At 74.1% G+C, this 24375-nt stretch carries 19 protein-coding genes, 1 tRNA gene and 1 pseudogene; 10 read left to right on the top strand and 11 right to left on the bottom strand.

Features of this window, described 5'->3' with window-relative positions; all coding sequences use genetic code 11:
• Positions 1–166: 166 nt before the first annotated feature.
• Positions 167–2230 (top strand): ATP-dependent DNA helicase UvrD2, encoded by a 2064-nt coding sequence (locus ACWFNE_RS04420; RefSeq protein ID WP_452121251.1) that lies wholly within the window; start codon positions 167–169, stop codon positions 2228–2230.
• Between the two features lie 259 nt (positions 2231–2489).
• Here ACWFNE_RS04420 and ACWFNE_RS04415 read toward each other — a convergent pair.
• Positions 2490–3493: pseudogene (locus tag ACWFNE_RS04415) on the bottom strand (squalene cyclase).
• A gap of 279 nt (positions 3494–3772) precedes the next feature.
• On the opposite strand from ACWFNE_RS04415, the gene ACWFNE_RS04410 reads away from it, so the two are divergent.
• Both ACWFNE_RS04410 and ACWFNE_RS04405 read left to right on the top strand, forming a co-directional pair.
• The gene (locus ACWFNE_RS04410; protein WP_452121250.1) at positions 3773–3967 is read left to right on the top strand and encodes a hypothetical protein; all 195 of its coding nucleotides are present in this window, start codon (positions 3773–3775) and stop codon (positions 3965–3967) included.
• A gap of 143 nt (positions 3968–4110) precedes the next feature.
• A complete protein-coding gene (locus ACWFNE_RS04405; protein ID WP_309485057.1) occupies positions 4111–4464 on the top strand; it encodes a WhiB family transcriptional regulator in 354 nt (117 codons plus the stop codon).
• A gap of 22 nt (positions 4465–4486) precedes the next feature.
• Here the strand turns inward: ACWFNE_RS04405 and ACWFNE_RS04400 are convergent, their stop codons facing one another.
• Complete coding sequence (locus ACWFNE_RS04400) at positions 4487–5620, bottom strand: ThiF family adenylyltransferase (RefSeq protein ID WP_452121249.1); 1134 nt, start codon at positions 5618–5620, stop codon at positions 4487–4489.
• Between the two features lie 163 nt (positions 5621–5783).
• Complete coding sequence (locus ACWFNE_RS04395) at positions 5784–5942, bottom strand: DUF5679 domain-containing protein (protein WP_183295582.1); 159 nt, start codon at positions 5940–5942, stop codon at positions 5784–5786.
• 510 nt (positions 5943–6452) lie between these two features.
• Between ACWFNE_RS04395 and ACWFNE_RS04390 the strand changes: the two genes are divergently transcribed.
• Positions 6453–7193, top strand: a complete 741-nt coding sequence (locus ACWFNE_RS04390; RefSeq protein WP_452121567.1) for a YgjP-like metallopeptidase domain-containing protein — start codon at positions 6453–6455, stop codon at positions 7191–7193.
• A 137-nt stretch (positions 7194–7330) separates the two neighbouring features.
• Here ACWFNE_RS04390 and ACWFNE_RS04385 read toward each other — a convergent pair whose 3' ends face one another.
• Entirely contained in the window at positions 7331–8752 is a 1422-nt protein-coding gene (locus ACWFNE_RS04385) for a zinc-dependent metalloprotease (protein WP_452121248.1), read from the bottom strand.
• Between the two features lie 75 nt (positions 8753–8827).
• On the opposite strand from ACWFNE_RS04385, the gene ACWFNE_RS04380 reads away from it, so the two are divergent.
• Together ACWFNE_RS04380 and ACWFNE_RS04375 are read left to right on the top strand one after the other, a co-directional pair.
• On the top strand, positions 8828–9946 hold the full coding sequence (locus ACWFNE_RS04380; protein ID WP_452121247.1) for a nucleoside-diphosphate sugar epimerase: 1119 nt from the start codon (positions 8828–8830) through the stop codon (positions 9944–9946).
• 7 nt (positions 9947–9953) lie between these two features.
• On the top strand, positions 9954–11249 hold the full coding sequence (locus ACWFNE_RS04375; protein WP_452121246.1) for a S16 family serine protease: 1296 nt from the start codon (positions 9954–9956) through the stop codon (positions 11247–11249).
• A gap of 82 nt (positions 11250–11331) precedes the next feature.
• Here the strand turns inward: ACWFNE_RS04375 and ACWFNE_RS04370 are convergent, their stop codons facing one another.
• Positions 11332–11904: a PPA1309 family protein gene (locus ACWFNE_RS04370; RefSeq protein ID WP_452121245.1), complete on the bottom strand. Its 573-nt coding sequence runs from the start codon at positions 11902–11904 to the stop codon at positions 11332–11334.
• Positions 11905–12001: 97 nt separating this feature from the next.
• Here ACWFNE_RS04370 and ACWFNE_RS04365 point away from each other — a divergent pair, with 97 nt between their 5' ends.
• The 3 genes from ACWFNE_RS04365 (at position 12002) to ACWFNE_RS04355 (ending at position 15729) form a co-directional block, all read left to right on the top strand.
• A complete protein-coding gene (locus ACWFNE_RS04365) occupies positions 12002–14959 on the top strand; it encodes a UPF0182 family membrane protein (protein WP_452121244.1) in 2958 nt (985 codons plus the stop codon).
• A gap of 165 nt (positions 14960–15124) precedes the next feature.
• A complete protein-coding gene (locus tag ACWFNE_RS04360) occupies positions 15125–15604 on the top strand; it encodes a VOC family protein (protein WP_452121243.1) in 480 nt (159 codons plus the stop codon).
• Between the two features lie 51 nt (positions 15605–15655).
• Positions 15656–15729: transfer RNA gene (locus ACWFNE_RS04355), tRNA-Met, on the top strand.
• A 111-nt stretch (positions 15730–15840) separates the two neighbouring features.
• Here the strand turns inward: ACWFNE_RS04355 and ACWFNE_RS04350 are convergent.
• Positions 15841–15966 (bottom strand): hypothetical protein, encoded by a 126-nt coding sequence (locus ACWFNE_RS04350; RefSeq protein WP_452121242.1) that lies wholly within the window; start codon positions 15964–15966, stop codon positions 15841–15843.
• A gap of 222 nt (positions 15967–16188) precedes the next feature.
• Positions 16189–17649, bottom strand: coding sequence for a glycoside-pentoside-hexuronide (GPH):cation symporter (locus ACWFNE_RS04345; RefSeq protein WP_452121241.1), 1461 nt, complete (start codon positions 17647–17649; stop codon positions 16189–16191).
• A gap of 377 nt (positions 17650–18026) precedes the next feature.
• Here ACWFNE_RS04345 and ACWFNE_RS04340 point away from each other — a divergent pair, with 377 nt between their 5' ends.
• Positions 18027–18983: an alpha/beta fold hydrolase gene (locus ACWFNE_RS04340; protein WP_452121240.1), complete on the top strand. Its 957-nt coding sequence runs from the start codon at positions 18027–18029 to the stop codon at positions 18981–18983.
• 238 nt (positions 18984–19221) lie between these two features.
• Here the strand turns inward: ACWFNE_RS04340 and ACWFNE_RS04335 are convergent, their stop codons facing one another.
• The 4 genes from ACWFNE_RS04335 to ACWFNE_RS04320 form a co-directional block, all read right to left on the bottom strand.
• Complete coding sequence (locus ACWFNE_RS04335; RefSeq protein ID WP_452121239.1) at positions 19222–20238, bottom strand: carbohydrate ABC transporter permease; 1017 nt, start codon at positions 20236–20238, stop codon at positions 19222–19224.
• The gene (locus ACWFNE_RS04330) at positions 20235–21164 is read right to left on the bottom strand and encodes a carbohydrate ABC transporter permease (RefSeq protein WP_452121238.1); all 930 of its coding nucleotides are present in this window, start codon (positions 21162–21164) and stop codon (positions 20235–20237) included. Before ACWFNE_RS04330 ends, ACWFNE_RS04335 begins: the two co-directional genes overlap by 4 nt.
• A 70-nt stretch (positions 21165–21234) precedes the next feature.
• Positions 21235–22611 carry an ABC transporter substrate-binding protein gene (locus ACWFNE_RS04325; protein ID WP_452121237.1) on the bottom strand — a complete coding sequence of 459 codons (1377 nt, stop codon included), beginning with the start codon at positions 22609–22611 and terminating at the stop codon, positions 21235–21237.
• A 47-nt stretch (positions 22612–22658) separates the two neighbouring features.
• Positions 22659–24326, bottom strand: a complete 1668-nt coding sequence (locus ACWFNE_RS04320; RefSeq protein ID WP_452121236.1) for a glycoside hydrolase family 13 protein — start codon at positions 24324–24326, stop codon at positions 22659–22661.
• Positions 24327–24375 lie beyond the last annotated feature (49 nt).

Genomic DNA, 24375 nt, shown 5'->3' with positions numbered 1-24375 from the left:
CGCAGCCGGCCGGGGCGCTCGCGGGCCGTGCCTGGCGGGCCCACCGGGAGCGCGGTGGCACGCCGCACGTCGCGTGCTGTATGCGGCGCGCCGCGCGCCGCGCGGGTCGCATCCCGCGACGCACTGGCGACGGCCCTGTCGGCGCGGGCTGAGACAATCGACCACGATGTCCGCCGACGCCCTCCTCGATGCCCTCGACCCCGACCAGCGTGCGGTCGCGCTCGCCCTCACCGGACCGGTGTGCGTGCTCGCAGGCGCCGGCACGGGCAAGACGCGCGCGATCACGCACCGCATCGCGTACGGCGTGCGGACCGGCGTGTACCGGCCGACGACCGTCCTCGCGGTCACGTTCACCGCGCGTGCGGCGGGCGAGATGCGCACGCGGCTGCGCGAGCTCGGTGTCGCGGGCGTCCAGGCCCGTACCTTCCACGCGGCGGCGCTGCGCCAGCTCGGCTACTTCTGGCCCAAGGTCGTCGGGGGAGCGCCCCCGCGGATCCTCGAGCACAAGGCCCCGGCGGTCGCGGACGCGGCGCACCGCCTGGGCCTGTCGGTGGACCGGGTGGCGATCCGTGACCTGTCCTCGGAGGTCGAGTGGGCGAAGGTCTCGCTCGTCACGGCCGACGACTACGTGCGCGCCACCGCGGCGATCGACCGCCCGGCACCCGCCGGGTACGACCGGCAGGCCGTCGCCCGCCTCATCGCCGCCTACGAGGACGCGAAGACCGAGCGCGGGGTCATCGACTTCGAGGACGTGCTGCTCATGCTCGCGGACATGCTCGCGGGCCGCGACGACGTCGCCGAGCAGGTGCGCATGCAGTACCGGCACTTCGTGGTCGACGAGTACCAGGACGTCTCGCCGCTGCAGCAGTTCCTCCTCGACCAGTGGCTCGGGGGTCGCCAGGAGCTGTGCGTCGTCGGCGACCCGAGCCAGACGATCTACTCGTTCACGGGGGCGACCCCGCACCACCTGCTGACGTTCACCACGGCGCACCCCAAGGCGCAGGTGGTCCGGCTCGTGCGCGACTACCGCTCGACGCCCCAGGTCGTCAGCCTCGCGAACCGCCTGCTCGCGCCCAAGCACGCGCCCGGCTCGGCGGCCCGTCGCCGTGGCCCGGCGGCACCGCTCGAGCTCGTCGCGCAGCGCCCGTCCGGTCCGCCGGTCACCTACACCGCGTACGACGACGACGAGGCGGAGGCGGCGGGCATCGCCGAGCGCGCCGCACGCCTCGTCGCCGCGGGGACGCGCCCGAGCGAGATCGCGGTGCTGTACCGGACGAACGCGCAGTCGGAGGCGTTCGAGCAGGCGTTCGCGGCCGCGGACATCGGCTACCTCGTGCGCGGCGGCGAGCGGTTCTTCGCCCGCCGTGAGGTCCGCGACGCGCTCGTGCTGCTGCGCGGCGCGGGGCGCGCGGTCGACGCCGACGCGGCGATGCCCGACGTGGTGCGCGACGTGCTGCTCTCCGCGGGCTGGGCGCCGGAGCCCCCCGCGACGCGCGGCGCCGCACGCGAGCGCTGGGAGTCGATGCAGGCGCTCGTCGCGCTCGCGGACACCCTCGAGTCGGCGGCCCAGGAGACCGGCGGCCACGCGAGCCTCGCGGACCTCGTCGCCGAGCTCGACGAGCGCGCCGCCGCCCAGCACGCCCCGACCGTCGAGGGCGTCACGCTCGCGTCGCTGCACGCGGCCAAGGGGCTCGAGTGGGATGCGGTCTTCCTCGCGGGACTCAGCGAGGGCCTCATGCCGATCTCCCTCGCGGAGACGGACGCGTCGATCGCCGAGGAGCGCCGGCTGCTCTACGTCGGCATCACGCGTGCGCGCGAGCACCTCGCGCTGTCGTACGCGCGGGCGCGCAACCCCGGCGGCCGGGCGTCACGGCGCCGGACCCGGTTCCTCGACGGCCTGTGGCCGCAGGAGGAGCGGCGCGGGGGCGGCCGGACGCCCGAGCGGTACCGCGCACCCGAGCCCGGTCCGCGTCGGGCACTCTCCGGGGACGTCGACGGCGAGATCTACGCACGCCTGCGCGAGTGGCGCGCGTCGGTGGCCCTCGAGACGTCCCGCCCCGCGTACACCGTCCTCGTCGACACGACGCTCGAGTCCATCGCGGAGCTGCGCCCGGCGTCGATCGCCGAGCTCGCCCGGATCAACGGGATCGGCCCCGCGAAGATCGACCGCTACGGTGCGACGCTCCTGTCGATCGTCGCGTCGGGCTCGTCCCGCGCGACGAGCGCGTAGACCCGCACCGGCACCGGCACCGGCACCGGCGCCGCCACTCACACCGTCCGCGCCGGCACGCACACCCGTGTGAGCACCCGGTCCGCACCGGCACTCAGCCCCGCACCCGCGCGAGCACCCGCCCGCGCCGGCACTCCCACCCGCACCCGCACCCGCGCGAGCACCCGCCCACGCCGGCACCAGCGCCCGCACCCGCGCGGCCAGGCGCGTCGTGCGACGGCGACCGGGGCCGCGTGGCGTCGCGTGCGGAGAGCGGCGGTCAGCCGGTCCGGCCGGACCCGTCGCGCGGGGCGTGCTCGTCCCACCACGCGAGCACGCGCTCGCCGTAGAACGTGAGCCACCGCGAGGGCTCGCCGGGCGGCACGTCGACCTCGAACCACACGCGCCCGGGATGATCCGCCTCCTGGAGCCACGTCCCGTCGGCCTGCCGGGCTCCGCGCACGACGTCGACCGCGTCGGCGAGCCGGGGGTCCGGCGGTGTCCCGTCGTGCAGCGCGGCCGCACGCAGGTGGTCGAGCGCCCGTAACGCGCTGTACGCCCACCGGAACGGGTACACGAACCGCGTCGCCCACGGCCCCACGGCCCCACGAGCGCACCGGTCGACGCGGTGTAGAGGAGCCGCCGCTCGAGCAGGTACTCCTCGCCCGCACGGCGCGCGGCACGCAGCTCGTCGGTCCCGCCGGTCGCGACCTCCCACGCGAGCAGCCCGCGCACTGCGTTGAGCGTCGAGTGGAACGAGGACCGCGTCGAGCCGTCGACCCATGCGCAGTTCCAGCCCCCGTCGGGCAGGCGGTGCTCGGCGAACCACGCCGCGAGGCCGGAGACGTCGACGCCCAGCCACGCGCCGTTCGCGAGGGTGTAGCCGTTGATGCAGCAGTCGACCTCGCCGCCCCAGTACGGCAGGTCGTCGTACTCCCACCGGCAGTGGCGGGCGAGCAGCTCCGCCGTGCCGTCGAGCGCCGCAGCGTCGACCCCCCACTCCCGCAGCGCCATGAGCGACCACGTCGTCGCGACCCACGGTTGCCCCTCCTCGTCGGGGGCCTGCGCGTCCGGGTCCGGTGCGGGGAAGTAGGCGCCGCCGGCCCACTGCCCGTCGGGGTCCTGCAGTGCGAGGAGGCGAGCCCCGAAGCCCTCGGTCGCGACGCGTGCACGGGTCGCCTCCCACACCGCGGGCGGTGCGCCGGCCAGGTCCCGCTCGACCTGCCAGCGCAGTGCCGGGTCGGAGTCGAGCAGCCAGTCGAGGAGCGCGGGGTCGAGCGCCATGCGCGGCACGCTACCCGGCGCCGGTCGACGGGAGAACGGGCGCGGCGGGACGGTGCACCCGGCGGTCCGGTCGAGCGTGGGCGGGGCTTCCCGGACACCGGTTCGTGCGGCCGTGCCCCGGTTCTCCCGACCGTTGCGGAGGGGCCGGAAAAACTTCTCGAAGTCGGGTCGTATATTCGGTTGTGTGCGTCTGACGGCCGCCCCTAGGGTGAGACACGTCCTTGTAGGAGGGCTGCGCCGAAGAGGCCCGGCCGGTGATGAGAGGTGGTGGGAGATCTGATGGAGAGCACAACCGTCGTGAAGCGGCAGTCGACGTTCGCGATCACTTTCGTCCCGCGCACCCTCGCGCCCATCTCCGCATGGCTCGAGGGGACAGCTGTGCCCATGGCCGGCTCTCAGGGAATCGGCGGCGATCACAAGCGCACGTACCGCCGTCGCCAGCTGAACCACCCCGACTTCGCACCAGGAACCTGATGGTCTGACGACCGTCTTCCAGGCCGCGGAGTCCACTCGGATCCGCGGCCTTCGTCTTTTCTCCCGATGTCGGGGGAGCGGCGCAGGCACCGGTGATCCGGACACCAGCAGACGCTCACCAGCAAGGACATCAGGAGGACATCGTGCGGCTCACGACGCTGCTCGACACGGTGAACCAGGGCGGATCCGGCCCGTGGCCCCCGAGCCCGGTCATCACGACGGACGAGAACAACCAGCAGTTCGACCAGATGGTCGCGGGCCTCATCCCGTGCCGCTCGAACGACCCCGAGCTCTGGTTCGCGGAGCAGACCGCCCAGGTCGAGCTCGCCAAGGCCCTGTGCCGCGAGTGCCCTCTCGTCGAGGGGTGCCTCGCGGGCGCGGTCGAGCGTGCCGAGCCGTGGGGGGTCTGGGGTGGAGAGGTCTTCGTCGGCGGCGTGGTCGTCGCCACGAAGCGGGGCCGGGGACGGCCCCGGAAGTCCGCCGCTCCGGCGGCATGACGGCCCGCGAGGCTCGTGACGGTCAGTGCCCCGTGCGGGCGAGTGCCGGGACGGGCGTCCGGGGCAGGGCGGTGCACCCGCAGTCGGGGTGCACCGCCCAGGCCCGCAGGCGCGGCAGGAGATCGGGCATCGCGATCTCGTAGGTGGCGCCCCGGGTGCGTGGCACACCCGCGTCGAGGTAGGTGAGCGCCTCGCCGGCAGCCAGGGCGGCGCCCACGCCCGCGAGCGCGACGGGTTCCCCCGCAGGACCGCTCGACGTCGGCGGTCGGCACACGAGCTGTGCCACCACGAGCGGCCAGGCCGGGTCGACGTCGCCGCGGTGCAGGTCCAGGCAGCGCAGGCACGCAGACCCCCGGCCGAGCGGTGGCCCCGGGCGTGCGGACGTACCGGCGCCCCCGACGGGGCCACCGGTGCGGGGTTCTCCCGCACCGACCGGCACCACGAGCGGGCCGACGAGCGCGTCGCCCTCCCGCACGACGACCGACAAGTGCGGCAGTCCCGCGGTCACGAGCCGCAGAGCCGTCTCCGGGCTCGCAGCCCCGTGCTCGACCAGCACCACGAGGTCCGGCGCGGTCCCCGGCGCCACGTCGCAGCGGACCTCGGGTGCGACGTCGCGCAGCACCCGCGTCGCGGTCCCGAGCCGCGCGGAGCCGACGTCCCCCATGCGGTACCCGCCCGGACCGATGTCGGACGAGCGGACGACGCCGTCGTCGTCGAGCAGGACCGTTCCGACCCCCGCGACAGCGAGCGTCGTCGCGACGGCGAGGCCGAGGCGCCCGAGCCCGCACACGCCGACCACCGCGGACCGGCGCGCGTCGACCTGTGCACCACCGTCGCCGTCGGGCCGCAAGAGGGTCCAGGCGGCGACCTCGGCACCCGCGCCGGCCCGGACGGTCGGGCTGCGGCGGTTCGCGGCGGTCGTGACGTGCGCGTCGACGAGGAGGCCCACGAGGTGCTCCGCGCGGGCGCGCTCGAGGCCGTGGTCGACGGCCCACGCGAGCCAGCGGTCGAGCTCGGGCAGCGTCTCGAGCTCCTGCAGCAGCTCGGCCTCACCGGTCGCGAGGCCGGTCAGGCGCACCGCCCACCGGGGGTCGGTCCCGACCTGCACCTCGTCCGGGCCTCGCCGCAGGACGCGCAGGTGTGGGCGCAACCGCATGAGCGACCCCTCTCGGCCGTGCCGTGCGCCGACCCCACGCCGGCGACCCGGGGCACAGCCTGGCACCGGCCGGGGCCGCTCCACCGCTGTCCACAGGGCCCGGACGCGCGCGAGGCGCCGTCCGGCGGACGGCGCCTCGAGGCGTGCGGTGCCTTGGGGGTGCTCAGGCCTTGCCGAGGATGCGGTTGAGCTTGGTGCCGCACACGGGGCAGACGCCCTTGGCCATCTTGCGGCCGGACTCGGAGACGACGACGTCGCCCTCGGCCTCGCGCTTCTCCTTGCACTTCACGCAGTAGAACTCGCCCTTGTAGGTCTCGGCCATGACAGGTCTCCTCGCGTCTGCGGACATCGGGCGCGTCCGTCGGCCCGGCGGCCCGGTCGAGATGAGGGGAGCCGCCCCGACCTGAGCGAGCCCCACAGTAATCGCGGCGGCGCGGCGGGGGGCTCCGACGGGCTCGACTCGCCGGAACGGACGCCCCGAAGGGAACCCGTTCGCCGGTTCGGGGGACGCGGGGGAGGGTCCGCCGGCACCCGGCACCCGGCACCCGGCACCCGGCAGGCGGCACCCGGCACCCGGCAGGCGGCGGTCGTGCGGGCGCGCCCGGCCCGACGAGGGCTGTGTCCTGCCGGACTGCCGGGCTGGAGGGCTGCCGGACTGCCGGGTCGCCGGGCCCACGGGCTACCGGGCTGCCGGATTGACGGGCCTTGGTCGCCGGGCGGAGCGCAGTGCTCGGCGCCGCTCCGGCGAGGTGGGCCTCTCGCAGGGGCCCGAGCCGATAGCGTGCACGGCGTGGAGCGGCGCCGCGGGCACTCGGCCGAGGGCACCTCCGTCATGCCCGCGGGGCGGGCGCCGCGCACCTCCGCCGAGCCGGTGTCGCGTGCGAGCCGGACGCCGTCCTCGCACGCACGCCCGGCCACCCCGCGCACCGTGGACGTGCCGACCGAGCTCGCACCCGTGGGAGCCGTCGAGGTGCGCCGCTCGCGCAACCGCACGCGCACGGTGACCGCCTACCGCGACGGCGACCGCACGATCATCGCGATCCCCGCGCGGTTCACCCGTGCGCAGGAGCGCGAGTGGGTCCAGCGCATGGTGGCCCGGCTCGAGCGGCAGGAGCGTCGGCGGCGCCCGTCGGACGTCCAGCTCGCCGAGCGCGCCTCGGGGCTCTCGGCGCGCTACCTCGCCGGGCGGGCGCGCCCCGCGAGCGTCACGTGGTCCAGCAACCAGGGCCGGCGGTGGGGCTCGTGCACCCCGCTCGACGGGACGATCCGGATCTCCGACCGGTTGCAGGGCATGCCCGGGTGGGTCCTCGACTACGTGCTGCTGCACGAGCTCGCGCACCTGCTGCACGCCGGCCACGGGGCCGACTTCTGGGCCGAGCTCGAGGCCTACCCCCGCACGGACCGGGCGCGCGGCTTCCTCGAGGGCGTCGCGTACGGGCACGAGCGCGCGCGCACGGGCCAGCCTCCGACGCTCGGTGGGGACGTGGACGACGAGCCGGGCGACGACGCCGGCAGCGAGGACGACGGGCTCGACGTGGTCGACGAGATCGGGGCCGACCCCGCCGACGGGTGACGGGCGCGCCGGGCCAGCGTCCGGCGCGGGTCGTTGCCTCGCGGACGCCCCGCCCTGCGGACGCCCGCCCTGCGGCTGCCTGCCAACGCCCGGCCGTGCCGTTCCGTGGGGAGTCGGCGCAGCCTCCCCGTGGCGGGTCAGCCCTGCGGCTTCTCCGGCTCCTCGCCGAGGATCTCGGCGAGCGCCCGGTCGACGTCGGCGGCCTCGTCGCTCGCGGTCTGGCGGCGTGCGGCGTACCCGTCCGGGTCGTCGAGGTCCTGGTCGGTCGGCAGGAGGTCGGGGTGGTCCCACACGGCGTCGCGCGCCTCGGGGCCACCGTCGGCCGTGATGCGCGCCCACAGCGCTGCGGCGTCGCGCGACCGGCGGGGCCGGAGCTCGAGGCCGACGAGCGTGGCGAACGTCTGCTCGGCGGGCCCGCCCGCGGCGCGGCGGCGGCGGATCATCTCGCGGAGCGCGACCGCGTGCGGCAGGTGGGGGAGGGCAGCGACGGACGTGACCTCGTCGACCCAGCCCTCGACGAGCGCGAGCGCGGTCTCGAGCCGGCCGAGGACGGCCTTCTGCTCGTCGGTGGTGTGCGGGTTGAAGACGCCGCCCGAGAGCGCGGACTGCAGCGCCGACATGTCGGTCGGGTCGATCGACGCGACGGCCTCCTCGAGCTGGTCGAGGTCGACCGTGATGCCGCGCGCGTACGCCTCGACGGCGCCGAGCAGGTGCGCGCGCAGCCAGGCGACGTGCGTGAACAGGCGGGCGTGCGCGGCCTCGCGGAGCGCGAGGTAGAGGCGGACCTCCTCGAGCGGGGCGTCGAGCCCCGCAGCGAAGGCCTCGACGTTCGACGGCACGAGCGCGGTCGAGGGCTCACGGACGAGCGGCAGGCCGATGTCGGTGATGCCGAAGACCTCGCGCGAGAGGGTCCCGGCGGCCTGGCCGACCTGCATGCCGAACACCGCGGCGCCGAGGCTGCGCACGAGCTGGGCGGGGTCGCTCGGCGTGCCGGGCACGAGCATCCCGGGCGGCAGTCCCTCGGCCGCGAGGTCCTCGGGCAGCTGCTCGGCGAGGGCGCCCGCGAGCGCCGTCGTGAGCGACGACGCGACGGGCTCCGTCAGGGTGCGCCACGTCGGCAGGGTCTGCTCGACCCACTCGGAACGGCTCCATGCGCGGACGGGGCCGCCCGCGGGGGGCAGGTCGGTCGCGGCGTCGAGCCACAGCTCGGCGACGGACAGGGCCTCGCTGACCTGCTTGGCCTGGAGCGCGGTCAGTGACGGGTCGCCCTCGGTGACCGCGGCCTGGCGGGCCACGTCGTGCGCGATGTCCCAGTTGACCGGGCCCTCGCCGGAGGACGCGAGCAGGCGGCGCACCTGGTCGAGCACCTGACCGAGCAGGCGCGGGTCGTCGGGCAGCCCTGAGGCCGCCGCCATCGCCGCCGGGTCCATGCCCTGCGCGCGGAGCTGGGCGAGCGCCTCCTCGGCGTCCGGTCCGAACATCTGGCGCAGGATCTCGTCCCACGGCGCAGGGGTGTCCTCGCCGTCGGGGGACGATCCGGCGGGGCGGTCGGTGCTCATCGGCGTGCTCCTGGGACGATGTGCCGGCGGGGGGCAGGCGGTGTCCCACGGTAACCACAGAGCAGAGGCCACGAGATGGTGCAGCGCGAGGTTCGCTCAGGGCGCAGTCGTGCGCGGGGCGGCGACGCGGTTCCGGGCGGGCTCGTCGTCGTCGGCGTCGGGCCGGTCGCGTCGGCGCTCGCCGCCTGGCTGTCCACGAACGGCCCGCGCGCGGTGCACCGGCTCGACGCGGTGCCCGAGTCCGAGCCGCACGTCGCGCTCGCGGGCGCCGAGGTGGTCGTGCTCGTCGCGCACGGGGGTGACCTCCAGGCGGACTGGGCCGTGCCCGTCGAGCAGCGCCGGACCGAGGCGGTGGCGCACGCGGCACGGACGGTCTCGGCGGCGCGCGAGGCGGGCGTCCGGCACCTCGTCGCGGTCACGTCGGCGATGGTGCACGGGGCCGCGCCGGACCGCCCGACGATCCACGACGGCGACCCGATCCTCGGTCACGGCAGCGGGCCGGGGCGCTCGCTGCGGCGGACGGGCGAGGCGCCGGACGACGGCCTGCGCGACGGGGTCGTCGGGGACCTGCTCGCGGTCGAGGCGGTGCTCGCGCGCGCGTCCCGGCGCCGGTCGCCGCTCGTGACGGTGCTGCGCCCGGCCGGGCTCGTCGGGCCGGGGCTGGACACGCTCCTGACCCGGCACTTCGAGGCCCCGCGCCTGCTCACGGTGCGGGGCGTCGAGCGGCGCTGGCAGCTCGTGCACGTCGACGACCTCGCGTCGGCGGTCGCGACCGCGGTCGACGAGCGGCTCACGGGGCCGCTGACCGTGGGAGCCGCCGACGAGCTGACGGCGCGGGAGGTCGAGGCCGCCGCCGGGATGCGCCGCGTCGAGCTCGCCGCCGCCACCGCGTTCGGCACCGCGGAGCGCCTGCACCGCGTCGGCGTGCTGCCCGCGCCGGGCGCCGAGCTCGCGTACGCGGTGTACCCGTGGTCGGTCGCGAGCGACGGGCTGCGGGCGGCCGGCTGGGAGGCCCGCCGGTCCACCGCGGAGTGCCTCGACGTGCTGCTCGTCGCCGTGCAGGGGCGCATCGCGCTCGCCGGGCGGCGGTTCGGGGCGCGCGACGCGGCGGCCCTCGGTGCGGCGGGTGCGGCCGTCGCGCTCATCGGCACCGCCGCCGTCCTGAAGCAGGCGCGCGGTCGCCGTAGGGGATGATCGGGGGGTGCCCGACGAGAACCCCACCACCTCCGCCCGGACCTCCGGGGTCCCGAGCCACCGCGCCGCGGGCGACGGAGCCGTGCCCCGCGACGACGGGGCCGGCGACGGCCTGACGCCCGGCGCCGGCGGGGTGCACGGCGGGCCGGCGGCGCCGGACGGGCCCTCGGGCGACGGTGTGCCCGGCGGACCGGTCACGTCCGACACTCCCGTGGAGGTCGCGCCGGCACCCGCCTCGCCGCGGAACGTCACCCTGTCCGTCGCGATGCTCGCGACCGCGGTGCTGCTCGGCGGGCTGGTCGTGCTGCCGGCGCCCTACGCGGTGAGCTCGCCCGGCCCGACGCGGGACACCCTCGGCGAGCAGTCCGGCACGCCCCTCATCTCGATCGAGGGCGCCGAGACGTTCCCCGCGACGGGTGAGCTGCTGCTCACGACCGTCTCCACGACGGGCGGCCCCGGGTACCCGTCGAACGTCCTGGACGTGCTGCGCGGCTGGTGGGCGCCGCTCACCGCCGTGCGCCCGGTCGAGGAGGTCTTCCCCCCGGACGTCTCGCAGGACAGCCTCGACGAGCAGAACCAGGCGGCGATGGTCTCCTCGCAGGAGAACGCGACGGTCGCGGCGCTCGAGGAGCTCGGGCACGAGGTCCCCGCGACGATGGTCGTGGCCGGTGCCGAGGAGGGCAGCGGGTCGGACGGCGTCGTCGAGGAGGGCGACGTGCTGGCCTCGCTCGACGGGACCGAGCTGACCTCGTTCACGCAGCTCACGGACCTGCTCCGGGAGATCGACCCCGGCACGACCGTGCGGCTCGGCGTCGAGCGCTCCGGCGAGGACCTCGAGCTCGAGATCGTGACCGGTGAGCGTGAGGGCGGCGGCAGCCGGCTCGGCGTGCTGGTCGACCCGCAGTTCGAGCTGCCCGTGATCGACTCCGAGCTCGGCGAGCCCGTCGAGGTGACGATCCAGATCGAGGACATCGGCGGGCCGAGCGCCGGCACGATGTTCGCGCTCGGGATCATCGACCGGCTGACCCCGGAGGACGAGGCGCAGGGTGCCGTCATCGCGGGGACCGGGACGATGGACGCGTCGGGCGAGGTCGGGCCGATCGGCGGCATCCAGCAGAAGCTCGGCGGCGCGGTGCGGGACGGCGCGAGCTGGTTCCTGGCCCCCGCGGGCAACTGCGACGAGGTCGTCGGGCACGTGCCCGACGGGCTGCGGGTCGTGTCCGTGGCGACGCTGCACGACGCCCGGGAGGCCGTCGTGGCGATCGGTGCCGGCGAGACGGACGACCTGCCGACCTGCTCCTGACGGCGCCGCTCCCGGTCCGCGCCGCACCCGTACCCGGCTGCGCCACGATCGGGCTGCGACGCGGCCGGTGCAGCGTCGGCGCTCAGTGCAGCGTCGCGACCACGGCCTCGACGAGCCCGGGCACGAGGTCCGGTCCCTGACCGACGGAGTCGTCGCTGTCGTTGTTGCGGGTGCGCACCGCGCACCAGCTCGTCCCGTCACGCAGCGCGCCGACCGCGATCCGCACGTCCTGCCGGTCGGGGTGCGCCATGAGGTAGGCCAGCGCGTCGTCGGGGTCGGCGGGGACGCCCTCCTCGGCGGCCGGCGGCAGCACGACGCGCTCGACGGTGACCGCTGCGCCGTCGACCCCCGCGGGCCACTCGATCCCGGCGAGGAGCTGCTCGAGGTCCGCCGCGGCGGGCAGGTCCTCCTGCTCGACCGACGTGAGGTGGTGCTCGTCGTGCCGCGCGAGGGCGACCACCTCGGGCGGCAGCTGTGCGGCGAGGCCGGGCTCGGCCGCGAGCGCGGCGCCCGTGCGCACCAGCGCGAAGACCCGCACCGGACCGTCCCAGCCGCCCGTCGCGACGTGCCGCTCGATCTCGCGGACGGCCTCGGCCAGGCTCGCGCGCGCCGACGGGGGTGACAGGGGCAGGATGGGCTCGTCCACGTCCGACATCGTCCCATCCGTACCTGCTCCCACGGGAACCCCGGGCGGCGGCGGGACGTTCACGGACTGTGCCCCAGCTGTCGCCGATGACGAGGACCCTGACCCCGTGACCTTCACGAACCCCAACGCCCGCCGACCCAGCCCACGGCCACCGGGTCGACGCCGCGGCCCGCTCGGGCCGACCCTCGTCGTGCTCGGCGTGATCGTCGTGCTCGTCCTGATCCTCGCGCAGGTGTGGACCGAGGTGCTCTGGTTCGACCAGCTCGGCTACGTCGAGGTGCTGCGCACCGAGTGGGGCACGCGTGCCGTGCTCTTCGTGCTCGGCTTCCTGCTCATGGCGGGCGGTGTCGCCGCGAGCCTGAGCTTCGGGTACCGCTCGCGGCCGATCTACGCGCCGTCCACGCAGGAGCAGGCGAGCCTCGACCAGTACCGGGAGGCCATCGAGCCGCTGCGCCGCCTCGTCATGGTCGCCGGTCCGGCGGTCCTCGGCCTGTTCGCGGGCGGTGCGGCGTCGCAGCAGTGGAGCACCGTCCAGCTGTGGATGAACTCGGTCGCGTTCGGTGAGGTGGACCCCGAGTACGGGATCGACGTCGGGTTCTACGTGTTCACGCTGCCCGGCCTGCGGTTCGTCGTGTCGTTCCTCATGGCGGTCGTCGTGCTCGCGGCCATCGGCGGTGTCGCGACCCAGTACCTGTACGGCGGCATCCGCATCGGCGGCCCCGCGGGCGCGCCCCGCACGACGCCCTCCGCACGGATCCACCTCTCGGTCCTCGGCGCGGCGCTCATGCTGCTCATCGGCGCGAACTACTGGCTCGACCGCTACTCGGTGCTGACCCGCGAGGGCAGCCGGTTCGAGGGCGCGAGCTACACCGACATCAACGCGGTCATCCCGTCCAAGGCGATCCTCGCGGGCGTCGCGGTCTTCGTCGCGATCCTGTTCGTCATCACGGCGGTGCGCGGCAACTGGCGGCTCCCCGCGATCGGCCTCGGGCTCATGGTCGTCGCCGCGGTCGCGGTCGGCGGCATCTACCCGGCTGTCGTCCAGCGCTTCCAGGTGACCCCGAACCAGCAGGACGCCGAGGCGCCGTACATCCAGCGCAACATCGACGCGACCCTCAAGGCGTTCGACCTCGAGGACGTCGACGTGCAGCCGTACGAGGCGAAGGTCACGGCCGAGGCGGCGGCGCTGCCCGCGGACACCGACACCACCACGTCGATCCGCCTGCTCGACCCGCAGATCGTCAGCCCGTCGTTCCGCCAGCTCCAGCAGAACAAGGGCTACTACAGCTTCGCGGACACCCTCTCGGTGGACCGGTACGAGATCGACGGCGAGAGCCGCGACACGGTGATCGCGGTGCGGGAGCTCGAGCTCGACGGGCTCAGCGAGGGTCAGCGGAACTGGACCAACGACCACACGGTGTACACGCACGGCTTCGGCGTCGTGGCGGCGTACGGCAACACGACGGCGGCGGGCGGTCGGCCGGCGTTCTGGGAGGGCGGCATCCCGTCGTCCGGCCAGCTCGGCGAGTACGAGGAGCGCATCTACTTCAGCCCGCGTTCGCCGCTGTACTCCGTCGTCGGGGCCCCGGAGGGCTCCCGTGAGTGGGAGCTCGACTACCCGGACGACGAGTCCGGCGGGCAGGTCAACACGTCGTTCCCGACCGACGAGGTCTCGGCCGGTCCCGAGATCGGCGACCCGGTCACGAAGCTGCTCTACGCGCTGAAGTTCGGCTCGCAGGAGATCCTGTTCTCGGAGCGCGTGACGTCCGAGTCGCAGATCCTCTACGACCGTGACCCGCGTACGCGCGTCGAGAAGGTCGCGCCGTACCTGACGATCGACGGCCGGCAGTACCCCGCGGTCGTCGACGGGCGCGTGGTGTGGGTCATCGACGGGTACACGACGAGCGACGGCTACCCGTACGCGGCGTCGCGTGCGCTCGACGACGCGACGATCGACTCGGTCACGCAGCGCTCCGAGAGCATCGACGCGCTGCTCCCGCAGACCGTCAACTACATCCGGAACTCGGTCAAGGCCACGGTCGACGCGTACGACGGCAGCGTCAAGCTCTACGCGTGGGACACCGAGGACCCGGTGCTCCAGGCGTGGCAGAAGGTGTTCCCGTCGAGCCTCGAGCCGATCTCCGAGATCAGCGGCGGGCTCATGAGCCACCTGCGGTACCCGGAGGACCTGTTCAAGGTCCAGCGGAACCTGCTCACGCGCTACCACGTGACCGAGGCCGAGGAGTTCTTCTCGGGTGGTGACTTCTGGGCCAACCCGAACGACCCGACGCTCGGCGACACGCAGGTGCCGCAGCCGCCGTACTACCTGACGCTCAAGATGCCCGACCAGGACGAGGCGACGTTCTCGCTCATGTCGACGTTCATCCCGGCCTCGGGCGGGACGACGAACCAGCGCAACGTCCTGAGCGGGTTCCTCGCGGTCGACGCGGAAGCGGGCAACCAGGAGGGCGAGCCCGCGGAGGGCTACGGCAAGCTGCGCCTCCTCGAGCTGCCCCGCGACTCGACCGTCCCCGGGCCGGGTCAGGTGAACAACAACTTCGACTCCGACCCCGACGTGTCGAGAGAGCTGAACATCCTGTCGCAGCAGAACTCGACGGTGGTGCGCGGCAACCTCCTGACGCTCCCCGTCGGCGGCGGGCTGCTCTACGTCCAGCCGGTGTACGTCCAGTCGGCCGCCGGCACGCGGTTCCCGCTGCTGCAGAAGGTGCTCGTGGCGTTCGGCGACGAGATCGGCTTCGCCAACACGCTCGAGGAGGCCCTCGGCCAGGTGTTCGACACCGAGGTGGTCGGCGCGGGCGGCGACCCGGGTGCCGACCCGGGCGCGGACGGCGGGGCCGGCAGCGACGCGGGTGGTGACACGGGCGAGGCGCCGGCGGGTGACGCGCGCACCCGGCTCGACACGGCGCTGAACGAGGCGCGCGCGGCCATCGAAGCCGGCGAGGCGGCCCTGGCGGCCGGCGACTTCGCGGCGTACGGCGAGGCGCAGGACGCGCTCGACGCGGCCATCGCGGCGGCGATCGCGGCGGAGGCCGAGATCGAGTGACGCGGTGACGCGGTGACGCGGTGATGACGGAGGGTCCGGACCGGTTTGCGGTCCGGGCCCTCCGCCGTGCTGCCGGTCCGCGTCGCGCCCACCACGACCGATGAGTCCGCGACCGGGCGAGGGTCTGCCCAGGGGAGACCGTTCACCGACGAGGAGGTACCCCTGATGGGCGCCGTTCGACCGCACCTGTGGTTCCACGACCGCGCCGAGGAGGCCGCGGAGTTCTACGCGAAGACGATCCCGAACACGACGATCACGAGCGTCGTGACGGCCCCGGCCGGGATCCCCGACGTCCCCGAGGGCGCCACGTTCATCGTCGAGCTCGTGATCGACGGGATGCCGGCGACGTTCCTCAACGCCGGCTCCGCCTTCACGCTCGACGAGGCGTTCTCGTTCTACCTCACCTGCGAGGACCAGGCCGAGGTCGACCGCTACTGGGACGAGCTCGCCGCGGACGGCGGGCAGACCAGCCAGTGCGGGTGGCTGCGGGACCGCTTCGGCGTCTCGTGGCAGGTCGTACCGCGCCAGCTCGACGACGTCATGCAGCGGCCCGACGCTGCGGGCGTCCAGCGCGCGACCGCCGCGCTCATGAGCATGACCAAGATCGACGTCGCGGCGCTCGAGGCGGCGTACTCGGGCACGTGACCAGGACCGATTTGGTCCCTCCGCGCCGGTGACGTACTGTAGAGACACCGACGCGGGGTGGAGCAGCTCGGTAGCTCGCTGGGCTCATAACCCAGAGGTCGCAGGTTCAAATCCTGCCCCCGCTACAAGAAGACGAAGGCCCGGACCTGATGGTCCGGGCCTTCGTCGTTCGCGCAATCAGCTGCGCCTGAGCGGGCCATACCGGCGCCTGCGGACGGCTGTGCGGCTGTCGGGCCTCAGCGCAGCCCTGCGCGGTCGAGTTCCTGCTGCAGGCGCGGTCGGCGGCGGTGGGTCTCGCGCAGCTCGGCGACCAGGTCGTCGATCTCTACCGACGCGTCGGTCCCGGCAGCGAGCCTGCGCATCCTTGCCAGCCGCAGTGCGGCTCGTCGGTAGCGCTGTGCGTCGGCGTCGACGAGGTCGTGCTCGACGAGCCGCCGGTGGATCGGAAGGACCGCGTGGGGGTCGATCTTCTCGTAGGCGTTGACGAGGTCGGCCCACGTGCTGTCGTTCTCCCGGCGAGCGGGCGTAGCCGTCGGCGAAGCCGGACAGCGTCCACATGGCGGTGTCTCCCTCGGGTGACGTGGTCACACCGTGCCGCGGTCGCCGAGCACGGCGTGGTCCAGCGCGGCCTTGCGTGCCTCGGACTCGTCGCGGACCTCGCGGAACCGCTGGTCGGTGAGCGGGTAGGTGATGAAGACGATCATGGCGAGCACCGCCGCGATCGCCGGGACCAGACCGAAGACCACCTTGATCGCCAGGAGCGCCGACTCCGGCTGGTCCGGGGTGGCGACCTCGGCCGTCGCGGAGACGTACCCGCCCAGCGCGAGCGCCCACGCCGTCGCAGCGCCGCCGATGGACTGGGTGACCTTGCGGGTGAACGAGAAGATCGCGTAGGTCGCGCCCTCCGACCGCACCCCGGTCTTCCACTCGCCGTACTCGACGGTGTCGGGCTCCAGGGCGAACATCATGGTGTTGATCAGGGAGAACCCCACACCCTTGATGCCGAGGCAGACCAGTGCCAACCAGATCGTGCCGTTCGGCGTGAGAAACAGGCCCACACCGCCGATGACGGTCAGGATGCCTGCGTACTGGAACAGGGTCTTCTTGCCGAACCGACGGATCAGCTTCGGGCAGAACGGCGTGATGAGGATCTGCACACCGGTGCTGAGCAGCGCCACCTGGAAAGCGAGTGCGGCGTCTCCGAGAATGTAGGTCGCGTAGTAGAGCGTGGCGCCCGTGACGGTGTAGTAGCCCATCAGGTAGAAGAAGCTGGCGCCGCACAGGATGGCGAGCGGGCGGTTCTGGCGCAGCGTGCCGAAGGTCTCCTTGACGGTCACGCTGGGCGAGCGGCGGACCACCGTCTCGTGGCACCACAGGAACGTCAGGCCGAAGGCGATCGTGCCCAGCACCAGGAAGAGCAGGGTGATGTTGGTGAAGATCGCCTGGGCTCGCTCGAGGTAGACCTCGGGGGACAGGACGTCCTTCTGCGCGCGCAGTGCCGCGATCTGCGGCGCGATGATGTAGCTGATCAGGACGCCACCGGCCGCCGCGCCGAGGGTGCGTGCCGCCACCAGCTTGGCTCGCTGGTGGACCGACTGGGTCATCGCGGAGGCGAGCGAGCCGTACGGGATGTTCACCAGCGAGTACAGCAGACCGAGGACGGCGTAGGTGAGGTAGACGTAGAGCAGCGTCCCGACGTCGTCCAGGCCGGTCGGCACGCGGAACGTCAAGAAGCTCATGAACAGCAGCGGCACGGCGAAGAACAGGATGAACGGGCGGAACTTGCCGAAGCGCGTCATCGTCCGGTCGACCGCGCGACCGGCGATGACGTCGGCGAAGGCGTCCCACAGCCGCACGACGAAGAACATCGTCCCGACGGTGGCAGCCGTCAGGCCGGCCACGTCGGTGTAGTAGTAGAGCAGGAACGTGGAACCGAGCGAGAAGGCGAGGTTGCAGCCGAAGTCGCCGAGGCTGTAGCCGACCAGCGCCTTCCACGTCAGCGGACGGCGCGCCGCCTCCTGCTGCTCGGTGATTGCTGTGGTCATCGGATGCTCCCCGTCGATGGATGTGCGGCCCGGTCATCACAGTCGTCGGGGCCGGGGTCGGCAACGAGTTGCCACATGTTGTCGGTCGGCCGGCGGCCGCGTCCGGACCGGCGCACGGGGGGTGCCGGTCCGCGTAGCGTCGTCCCCGGGGGCCGGCGCACGTCACCCCCAGGGTGTGAGGTGCGGTCCGTCCCTCCCGGCGAGAGTGGGGGGATGACCGGCCGCGCGGGCGTGACGAGACCAGCCGGAGCGCGCACCGGGACCGCCTGCACGCCTGTGCGACGGGCGTGGACCGACCTCCGCGCCGGCGACCCGGGTTCCCGGGGCGCTGCCGGGAGCGCCGAGCCGGGTCCGGACGCCGCCGGGGAGGTCCGCTCGTGACGGCGCAGACCGGGCGCGGCTCCGGGGACGCGCCCCGACGTCGACCTCACCGGCCCTCGCTCGGGCACGCGCGCACCGGGTCGGGCGCCGGGGCGCGCGTGGACGACGGCTGGAGCGAGGGCTGGGTCACGGTCGGCGGCGGGCGCGTCTTCTACCGGCGCGGACCCGAGGTGCCCGGGGTGCCGATCGTGCACATCCACGGCTTCGGCATCTCCGGGACCTACCTGATGCCGACGGCCCGCCTGCTCGCCTCCCGAGGCACGACGATCGTGCCGGACCTGCCCGGGTACGGTCGGAGCGACCGCCCGGCGCGCGCCCTGCCGATCCCCGGCCTCGCGCACGCCATGACCGGGATCCTCGACGCGCTCGAGCTCGACCGGGCCGTGCTGATCGGCAACTCCATGGGGAGCGTCATCGCGCTCGAGATCGCCCACGAGGCGCCGGAGCGCGTGCACCGCCTCGTCCTGGTCTCGCCCGCCGGTGGGCGGCAGAACCAGCCGCTGGGCCGGGCGATCGGCCAGCTCGCCGTCGACGCGGTCCGCGAGAGCCCGCGCATGGCGCGCGTGGCCGTCCCCGACTACGTGCGCTTCGGCCCGGTCAACGCCTTCAGCCTGTTCAGCCAGCTCACGCGGTTCCCCGCGCTCGAGCGCCTGCTCACCGCGCCGGTCCCCACGCTCGCGGTGCTCGGCGACCGTGACCCCCTCATGCCCGGCCCGCAGCGCGTGCGGGAGGTCCGGATGATCTCGCCCGAGCACGTCGACCTCGTGCTCATCGAGGGCGCGGCGCACTCGATCAACTTCAGTCACCCCGGGGAGCTGGCGAGCGTGATCTCCGCGTGGCTCGACGGCCGGGAGATCGTCGACGACCCCCGCGAGCCCGGACGGGCCCGCGCGATCCCGTTCCACCGCGACGCACCTCCGGAGCCCGAGCCCGAGCCGGGTCCGCGCACGTGAGCCGCGCCCGCGCGTCGCCGCCCCCACGGCGTAGCGCGTCGACCTCGTGTGCCGACCCGTGCCGACGGGGTGCAGTCATCCCACTCCCCGCCGCGCCGCCGTCACCTCGTCCCGTCGGGGCGAGGTGAGCCGCGGGGGAGGCCGACGAAGCGCGGGAGCACGCGCTGCCGCGCTCGCCGGGTCGCCCGGGGTGCGCGACGACGACCGCGAGCGCGCCGCCCCGGGCGAGGGTGTCCCGTCAGCCCTTGACGGCGCCGCCGAGCCCGGCGCCGCGCAGGAACAGGCGCTGGAACACCAGGAACACGGCGATCGGGATGATCGTCGAGATCGCGAGCGCGGCCATCATCGCGCCGAGGTCGGTGGTGCCGAACAGCGAGGGCAGCCGCACCGAGAGCGGTTGCAGGTCCGGGTCACGCAGGACGAGGAACGGCCACAGGAAGTCCTTCCACGACGCGATGACGGCGAAGACGGAGACGACGCCCAGGATGGGCCGGCTCATCGGGAGCACGACCGACCAGAAGAGGCGGAACGCGCCGGCGCCGTCGACCCGTGCAGCCTCGAAGACCTCGCGCGGCAGCGAGTCGAAGAAGCGCTGCACGAGCACGACGTTGAAGGCGCTGGCCCCGGCCGGCAGCCAGACCGCCCAGAAGGTGTTGACCAGCGAGCCGCCGACCGGCGGGTGCAGGACCGTCAGGTAGAGCGGGACGAGCAGGACGACCGCCGGCACGAACAGCGTCGCCAGCACCGCCCCGTGCAGCACGCCCGCGTACCGGGGCCGGAGCACCGACAGGACGTACCCGCCCGTCGTCGCCACGATCACCTGGCACGCCCACGAGCCGGCGGCGACGACGACGGTGTTGAGGAAGTAGCGGCTGACGCCGATCCCGCTCCACGCCTCGTCGAGGTTCTGCAGCGCGAGGCCGTGGGGGAAGACGGCGAGCGGCGTGCGCAGGATGTCCTGGGTCGGGGTGACCGCGAACTTCGCGAGCAGCAGGACCGGCCCGACCCCCCAGACGACGAGCAGCACGAGCAGCGTGACGTGGCCGGTCGTCAGCCCTCGCCGGACGAGCGGCCGGCGCCAGTCCGCCGTCGAGACGTAGTCCCGCGCGTCGTCGTCGGCCGGGCCCTGCGGGCGTCGAGCGCGGAAGAGGCGGCGCGGTGCCACCGGCGCGTCGGACCGGCGCCGTGCCGGGACCGGCGGGAGCGAGCCGCCGGCGGTGGGTCCGGGCACGGCGGTCGGCGTGGTCGTGGTCATGTCGTGCTCCAGCTGCGGGTGAGGCGGAAGTAGAGCAGGGACATCACAGCGAGGACGAGCGCCAGGAGCAGGCTGAGAGCGGTCGCCTCGCCGTAGTCGGCCCCGAGGTTCTGGCCGAAGGCCTTCCTGTAGATGAGCAGCAGGATGGTCAGCGTCGAGTTCGCCGGTCCGCCGCCGGTGAACAGGAACGGCTCGAGGAAGACCTGCGCGGTCCCGATGACCTGGAGGATCAGGGTGAGGAAGAGGACACCCCGCAGGTGCGGCAGCGTGACGTGCACGACCTTGCGCCAGATCGACGCGCCGTCGACCTCGGCGGCGTCGTACAGCTCGGCGGGCACGCTCGCGAGGGCCGCGAGGTAGATGATGACGGTGCCGCCCGCGGCCGCCCACGTGGCCTCGAGGACGAGCGACGGCATCGCCCACGTGCTGCTCTGCAACCACGGGTACGGGCCGAGCCCCACCGTCGACAGCAGCTCGTTGAACACCCCCTCCGGCCGCGCGTCGTAGAAGAACCGCCACAGCAGCACGGCGACCACCGGGGGGACGACGACGGGCAGGTAGGCCAGGGCGGAGTACACCCCCTTGGCACGGCGGACGCTGCTCATCAGGACGGCGGCGACGATCGGCACCGGGTAGCCGAGGACGAGCGCCAGCAGCGCGAACCACGCGGTGTTCCGTACCGCGAGGGGCAGGGCCGGGTCGGCGAGGACGGCACGGAAGTTGTCCAGTCCCACCCAGGTGGACACGAGGAGGTTCGTCTCCTGGAAGCTCATCACCACGGCCCGGCCGATCGGCAACCAGGAGAACACCCCGAACACCAGCAGCACGGGCAGGGCGAAGACGAGCGTGCTGAGGCCGCCGCTGCGGAGCCAGGTGCTCGGTGTGGCACGGGCTCGCCGGCGGTCGGCGAGTTCCGGGGTCGTCATGGTGGTCCCTCTCCTGGTCGTGGCGGTGCCTGCCGGGCCCACGGGGTCTCCGGCAGGCACCGGGGCGGGGTCAGCCCTCGTCGATCAGGGCCTGGACCTCGCGGTTCGCGGCGTCCAGCAGGGCGTCGACGTCGGCGTCGGGGTCGGTGAGCACGGACTGGATGGGCACCTCGAGCGCCGCGTACGTGCCCTGGCCCTGGACGGACGGCTCGCCGACGACGGGCTGGTCGAACATCACGGAGGTGTAGCCGGTCATCTGGTCGAGCGGGACGTTCACGTACTCGGCGACCCACGCGTTCGCCGTCTCGTACTGCTCGCGGCTGAAGATCGGCAGCACCGGCGTGCCGACCGTCTGGTCGTTCTCCGCGCGGACCCGGGCGTTCTCGACCGCCTGCTCCTCGTCGAGGAGGTTGGAGAGGTAGAAGAAGTCGATCCACCTGACTGCGGCGGCCTGGGTCTCCTCGTCGACCTCGGCCCCGACGGCCGCCATGGTCCCGCCGGCGAGGACGCCCGCGTCGGCGCCCTCGAGCGGGATCGCGGTGAGCCCGTAGTCCTCGCCGGTCGTGGCGTAGTTCTCGACGAGGGTGTTGTAGATGTCCGAGCCGGACGTGTACATCGCGATCTGCCCGGCGGCGAACGCCTGGTTGGTCGTCTCCCAGCTCAGCGTGGTGTCGGAGAGGACCGAGTCGTCCTCCCAGCGCATCGCCTGGAGGAACTCCAGGTGCTCGCGGGTGGCGTCGTTGTCGAGCGTGGCCGTCACGGTGTCGCCGTCGACCTCCTGGAGCCGTCCGCCGCGGGCGTACGTGGCGGCCGCGAGCTGCCACCCGGCGGCGTTGCTCGCCGAGATCGTGGCGTAGCCGGGCACGCCGGTGGCGTCCTTGATCTCCTTCGCCTGCTCGCGCACCTCGTCCCACGTGGTCGGTGGGCTGTCCGGGTCGAGGCCGGCCTGCGCGAACAGCGCACGGTTGTAGTGCAGGGCCACGCCGTAGATCGACTTGGCCGGGATGGCGTACACGTCGCCGTTCTCGCCCTTCCCTGCCTCGAGGAGCTCCTCGTTGAACTCGTCCGCGTACGGCAGCGTCGCGAACTCGTCCTGGAGGTTCGCGAGCTGCCCGTTCGCGACGAGCGTCTTGGCGTCCGTGAGCGGGATCTCGAAGACGTCGGGCAGCGTCCCGCCGGCGAGCTGCGAGGCGAAGGTGGCGGCCTCCCACTCGTACTCCTCGGCCTCGACGTCGATGTCGGGGTTCGCCGCCTCGAAGGCCGCGACCCGCTCGTCGAACGCCGCGAAGGCCTCGGCCTCGGAGCCGGGCGCCAGGCTGACGACGGAGAGCGTCAGCGTGCCGTCAGCCGGCTCGGCGTCGTCACCGCCCGGGGCGCAGGCGGCCAGCAGCCCGAGGGTCAGGACGCCCGTGAGCGCCCTCGTCGTGGTGGGACCGGAGAACTTCATCGTCGACTCCTTCTGGGGTGGGCCGGACTGCGGGTCGGGGCGAGCGTTCAGGGCGGGGGGAGGCGCAGCCATGCCGCCGAGTCGCGCGGCAGCAGCCCCTCGCGCGCGACGCCGGGCTCGCTGGCGAGCAGCACGGTGCTGCCCTCCGGGAGCGGGACGGGGTGCTGCCCGAGGTTCGCGACGCAGGCGACGTCGTCGCCGCGGGCGAAGGCGAGCACGTGCGGACCGAGCTGCGTGTCGTCGAGCCAGCGCAGGTCGCCGTCGGCGAACGCCGGCTCCTCGCGCCGCAGGGCGAGCGCCGCCCTGTAGAGCGAGAGCATCGAGGCCGGGTCCGCGGCCTGCCGCTCGACCGTGAGCGCAGCCCAGTCGGGGGGTTGCGGCAACCACGACGTGCCCCCGGCCGAGAAACCGAACGGCGGCGCGTCACCGCTCCACGGCAGCGGCACCCGGCAGCCGTCCCGTCCGGGGTCCACGCCGCCGGACCGGGCGTGCATGGGGTCCTCGAGGAGCTCGCGCGGCAGGTCCTCGACCTCGGGCAGCCCGAGCTCGTCACCCTGGTACACGTAGAGCGTGCCCGGCAGCGCGGCCGTCACCAGCGCGGCGGCGCGGGCCCGGCGCCGCCCCACCGCGAGGTCCGTCGGGGTGCCGAACCTCTTGGTCGCGAACGCGAAGGAGGTGTCCGCCCGCCCGTACCGGGTCACCGGCCGGGTCACGTCGTGGTTGGACAGGACCCAGGTCGCGGGGGCCCCGACGAGGCGGTGCGCGGCGAGGGTCTCCTCGACCGACTCGCGCAGCTGCGCCGCGTCCCACGGCCGGGTCATGAAGTCGAAGTTGAAGGCGGTGTGCATCTCGTCGGGCCGCAGGTAGCGCGCGAACCGCTCGCGCTCCGGGAGCCAGACCTCGCCGACCAGGACGCGCGGTGGGTCGTAGCCGTCGGCGACGCCACGCCACGAGCGGTAGATGTCGTGGAGCTCGTCGCGGTCCGTGTACGGGTGCCCGCCGGGACCCGGCGCGGCCGGCACCTCCGGCAGGGCCGGGTCCTTGACGAGCAGCGCGGCGGAGTCGATCCGGATGCCGGCGACGCCGCGGTCGAACCAGAAGCGCAGCACGTCCTCGTGCTCGGCGCGGACGTCGGGGTGGTCCCAGTCGAGGTCCGGCTGCTCGGGGGAGAAGAGGTGGAGGTACCACTCGCCCGGGGTGCCGTCCGGGTCGGTGGTCCGCGTCCACGTGGCGCCACCGAAGTTCGAGACCCAGCCGGTCGGCTCCTGGTCGCCGCCCGGCCCGCGACCCGGGCGGAACCAGAACCGGCGGCGCTCGGGCGAGCCCGGCCCGGCGGCGAGCGCGGCGGTGAACCAGGGGTGCTCGTGGGACACGTGGTTCGGGACGACGTCGATGATCGTGCGGATGCCGAGCGTGAGCGCCTCGGCAACCAGCTGCTCCGCCTCGGTCAGGGTCCCGAAGCGCGGGTCGATCGCCCGGTAGTCGGCGACGTCGTACCCTCCGTCCGCCAGCGGCGAGCGGTACCAGGGCGTGCACCAGATCGCGTCGACGCCGAGGTCCCGGAGGTAGGGGAGCCGTGCTCGGACGCCCGCGAGGTCGCCGGTCCCGTCGCCGTCGCCGTCGGCGAAGCTGCGCGGGTACACCTGGTAGATCACCGCCCGGCGCCACCACAGCGGGTCGGGCGCCGCGGGCCCGGACGTGCCGTGCTCTGCCACAGGGTGCCCCTTCGCCTCGTTGCGACCGGTGGGCGCGAGGCCCCGGTGA

Source organism: Cellulomonas sp. NPDC055163, from assembly GCF_053607065.1.
Note: the sequence above shows the minus strand (reverse complement) of the source record. Positions and strands in the feature narration are given on the sequence as shown.

Excerpts from the sequence above, each read along its gene's own strand:
- ACWFNE_RS04420 (WP_452121251.1), top strand. The coding sequence starts at position 167 with ATGTCCGCCGACGCCCTCCTCGATGCCCTCGACCCCGACCAGCGTGCG.
- ACWFNE_RS04410 (WP_452121250.1), top strand. The coding sequence starts at position 3,773 with ATGGAGAGCACAACCGTCGTGAAGCGGCAGTCGACGTTCGCGATCACT.
- ACWFNE_RS04400 (WP_452121249.1), bottom strand. The coding sequence starts at position 5,620 with ATGCGGTTGCGCCCACACCTGCGCGTCCTGCGGCGAGGCCCGGACGAG.
- ACWFNE_RS04395 (WP_183295582.1), bottom strand. The coding sequence starts at position 5,942 with ATGGCCGAGACCTACAAGGGCGAGTTCTACTGCGTGAAGTGCAAGGAG.
- ACWFNE_RS04390 (WP_452121567.1), top strand. The coding sequence starts at position 6,453 with ATGCCCGCGGGGCGGGCGCCGCGCACCTCCGCCGAGCCGGTGTCGCGT.
- ACWFNE_RS04385 (WP_452121248.1), bottom strand. The coding sequence starts at position 8,752 with ATGAGCACCGACCGCCCCGCCGGATCGTCCCCCGACGGCGAGGACACC.
- ACWFNE_RS04380 (WP_452121247.1), top strand. The coding sequence starts at position 8,828 with ATGGTGCAGCGCGAGGTTCGCTCAGGGCGCAGTCGTGCGCGGGGCGGC.
- ACWFNE_RS04370 (WP_452121245.1), bottom strand. The coding sequence starts at position 11,904 with ATGTCGGACGTGGACGAGCCCATCCTGCCCCTGTCACCCCCGTCGGCG.
- ACWFNE_RS04360 (WP_452121243.1), top strand. The coding sequence starts at position 15,125 with ATGGGCGCCGTTCGACCGCACCTGTGGTTCCACGACCGCGCCGAGGAG.
- ACWFNE_RS04350 (WP_452121242.1), bottom strand. The coding sequence starts at position 15,966 with ATGCGCAGGCTCGCTGCCGGGACCGACGCGTCGGTAGAGATCGACGAC.
- ACWFNE_RS04345 (WP_452121241.1), bottom strand. The coding sequence starts at position 17,649 with ATGACCACAGCAATCACCGAGCAGCAGGAGGCGGCGCGCCGTCCGCTG.
- ACWFNE_RS04335 (WP_452121239.1), bottom strand. The coding sequence starts at position 20,238 with ATGACCACGACCACGCCGACCGCCGTGCCCGGACCCACCGCCGGCGGC.
- ACWFNE_RS04330 (WP_452121238.1), bottom strand. The coding sequence starts at position 21,164 with ATGACGACCCCGGAACTCGCCGACCGCCGGCGAGCCCGTGCCACACCG.
- ACWFNE_RS04325 (WP_452121237.1), bottom strand. The coding sequence starts at position 22,611 with ATGAAGTTCTCCGGTCCCACCACGACGAGGGCGCTCACGGGCGTCCTG.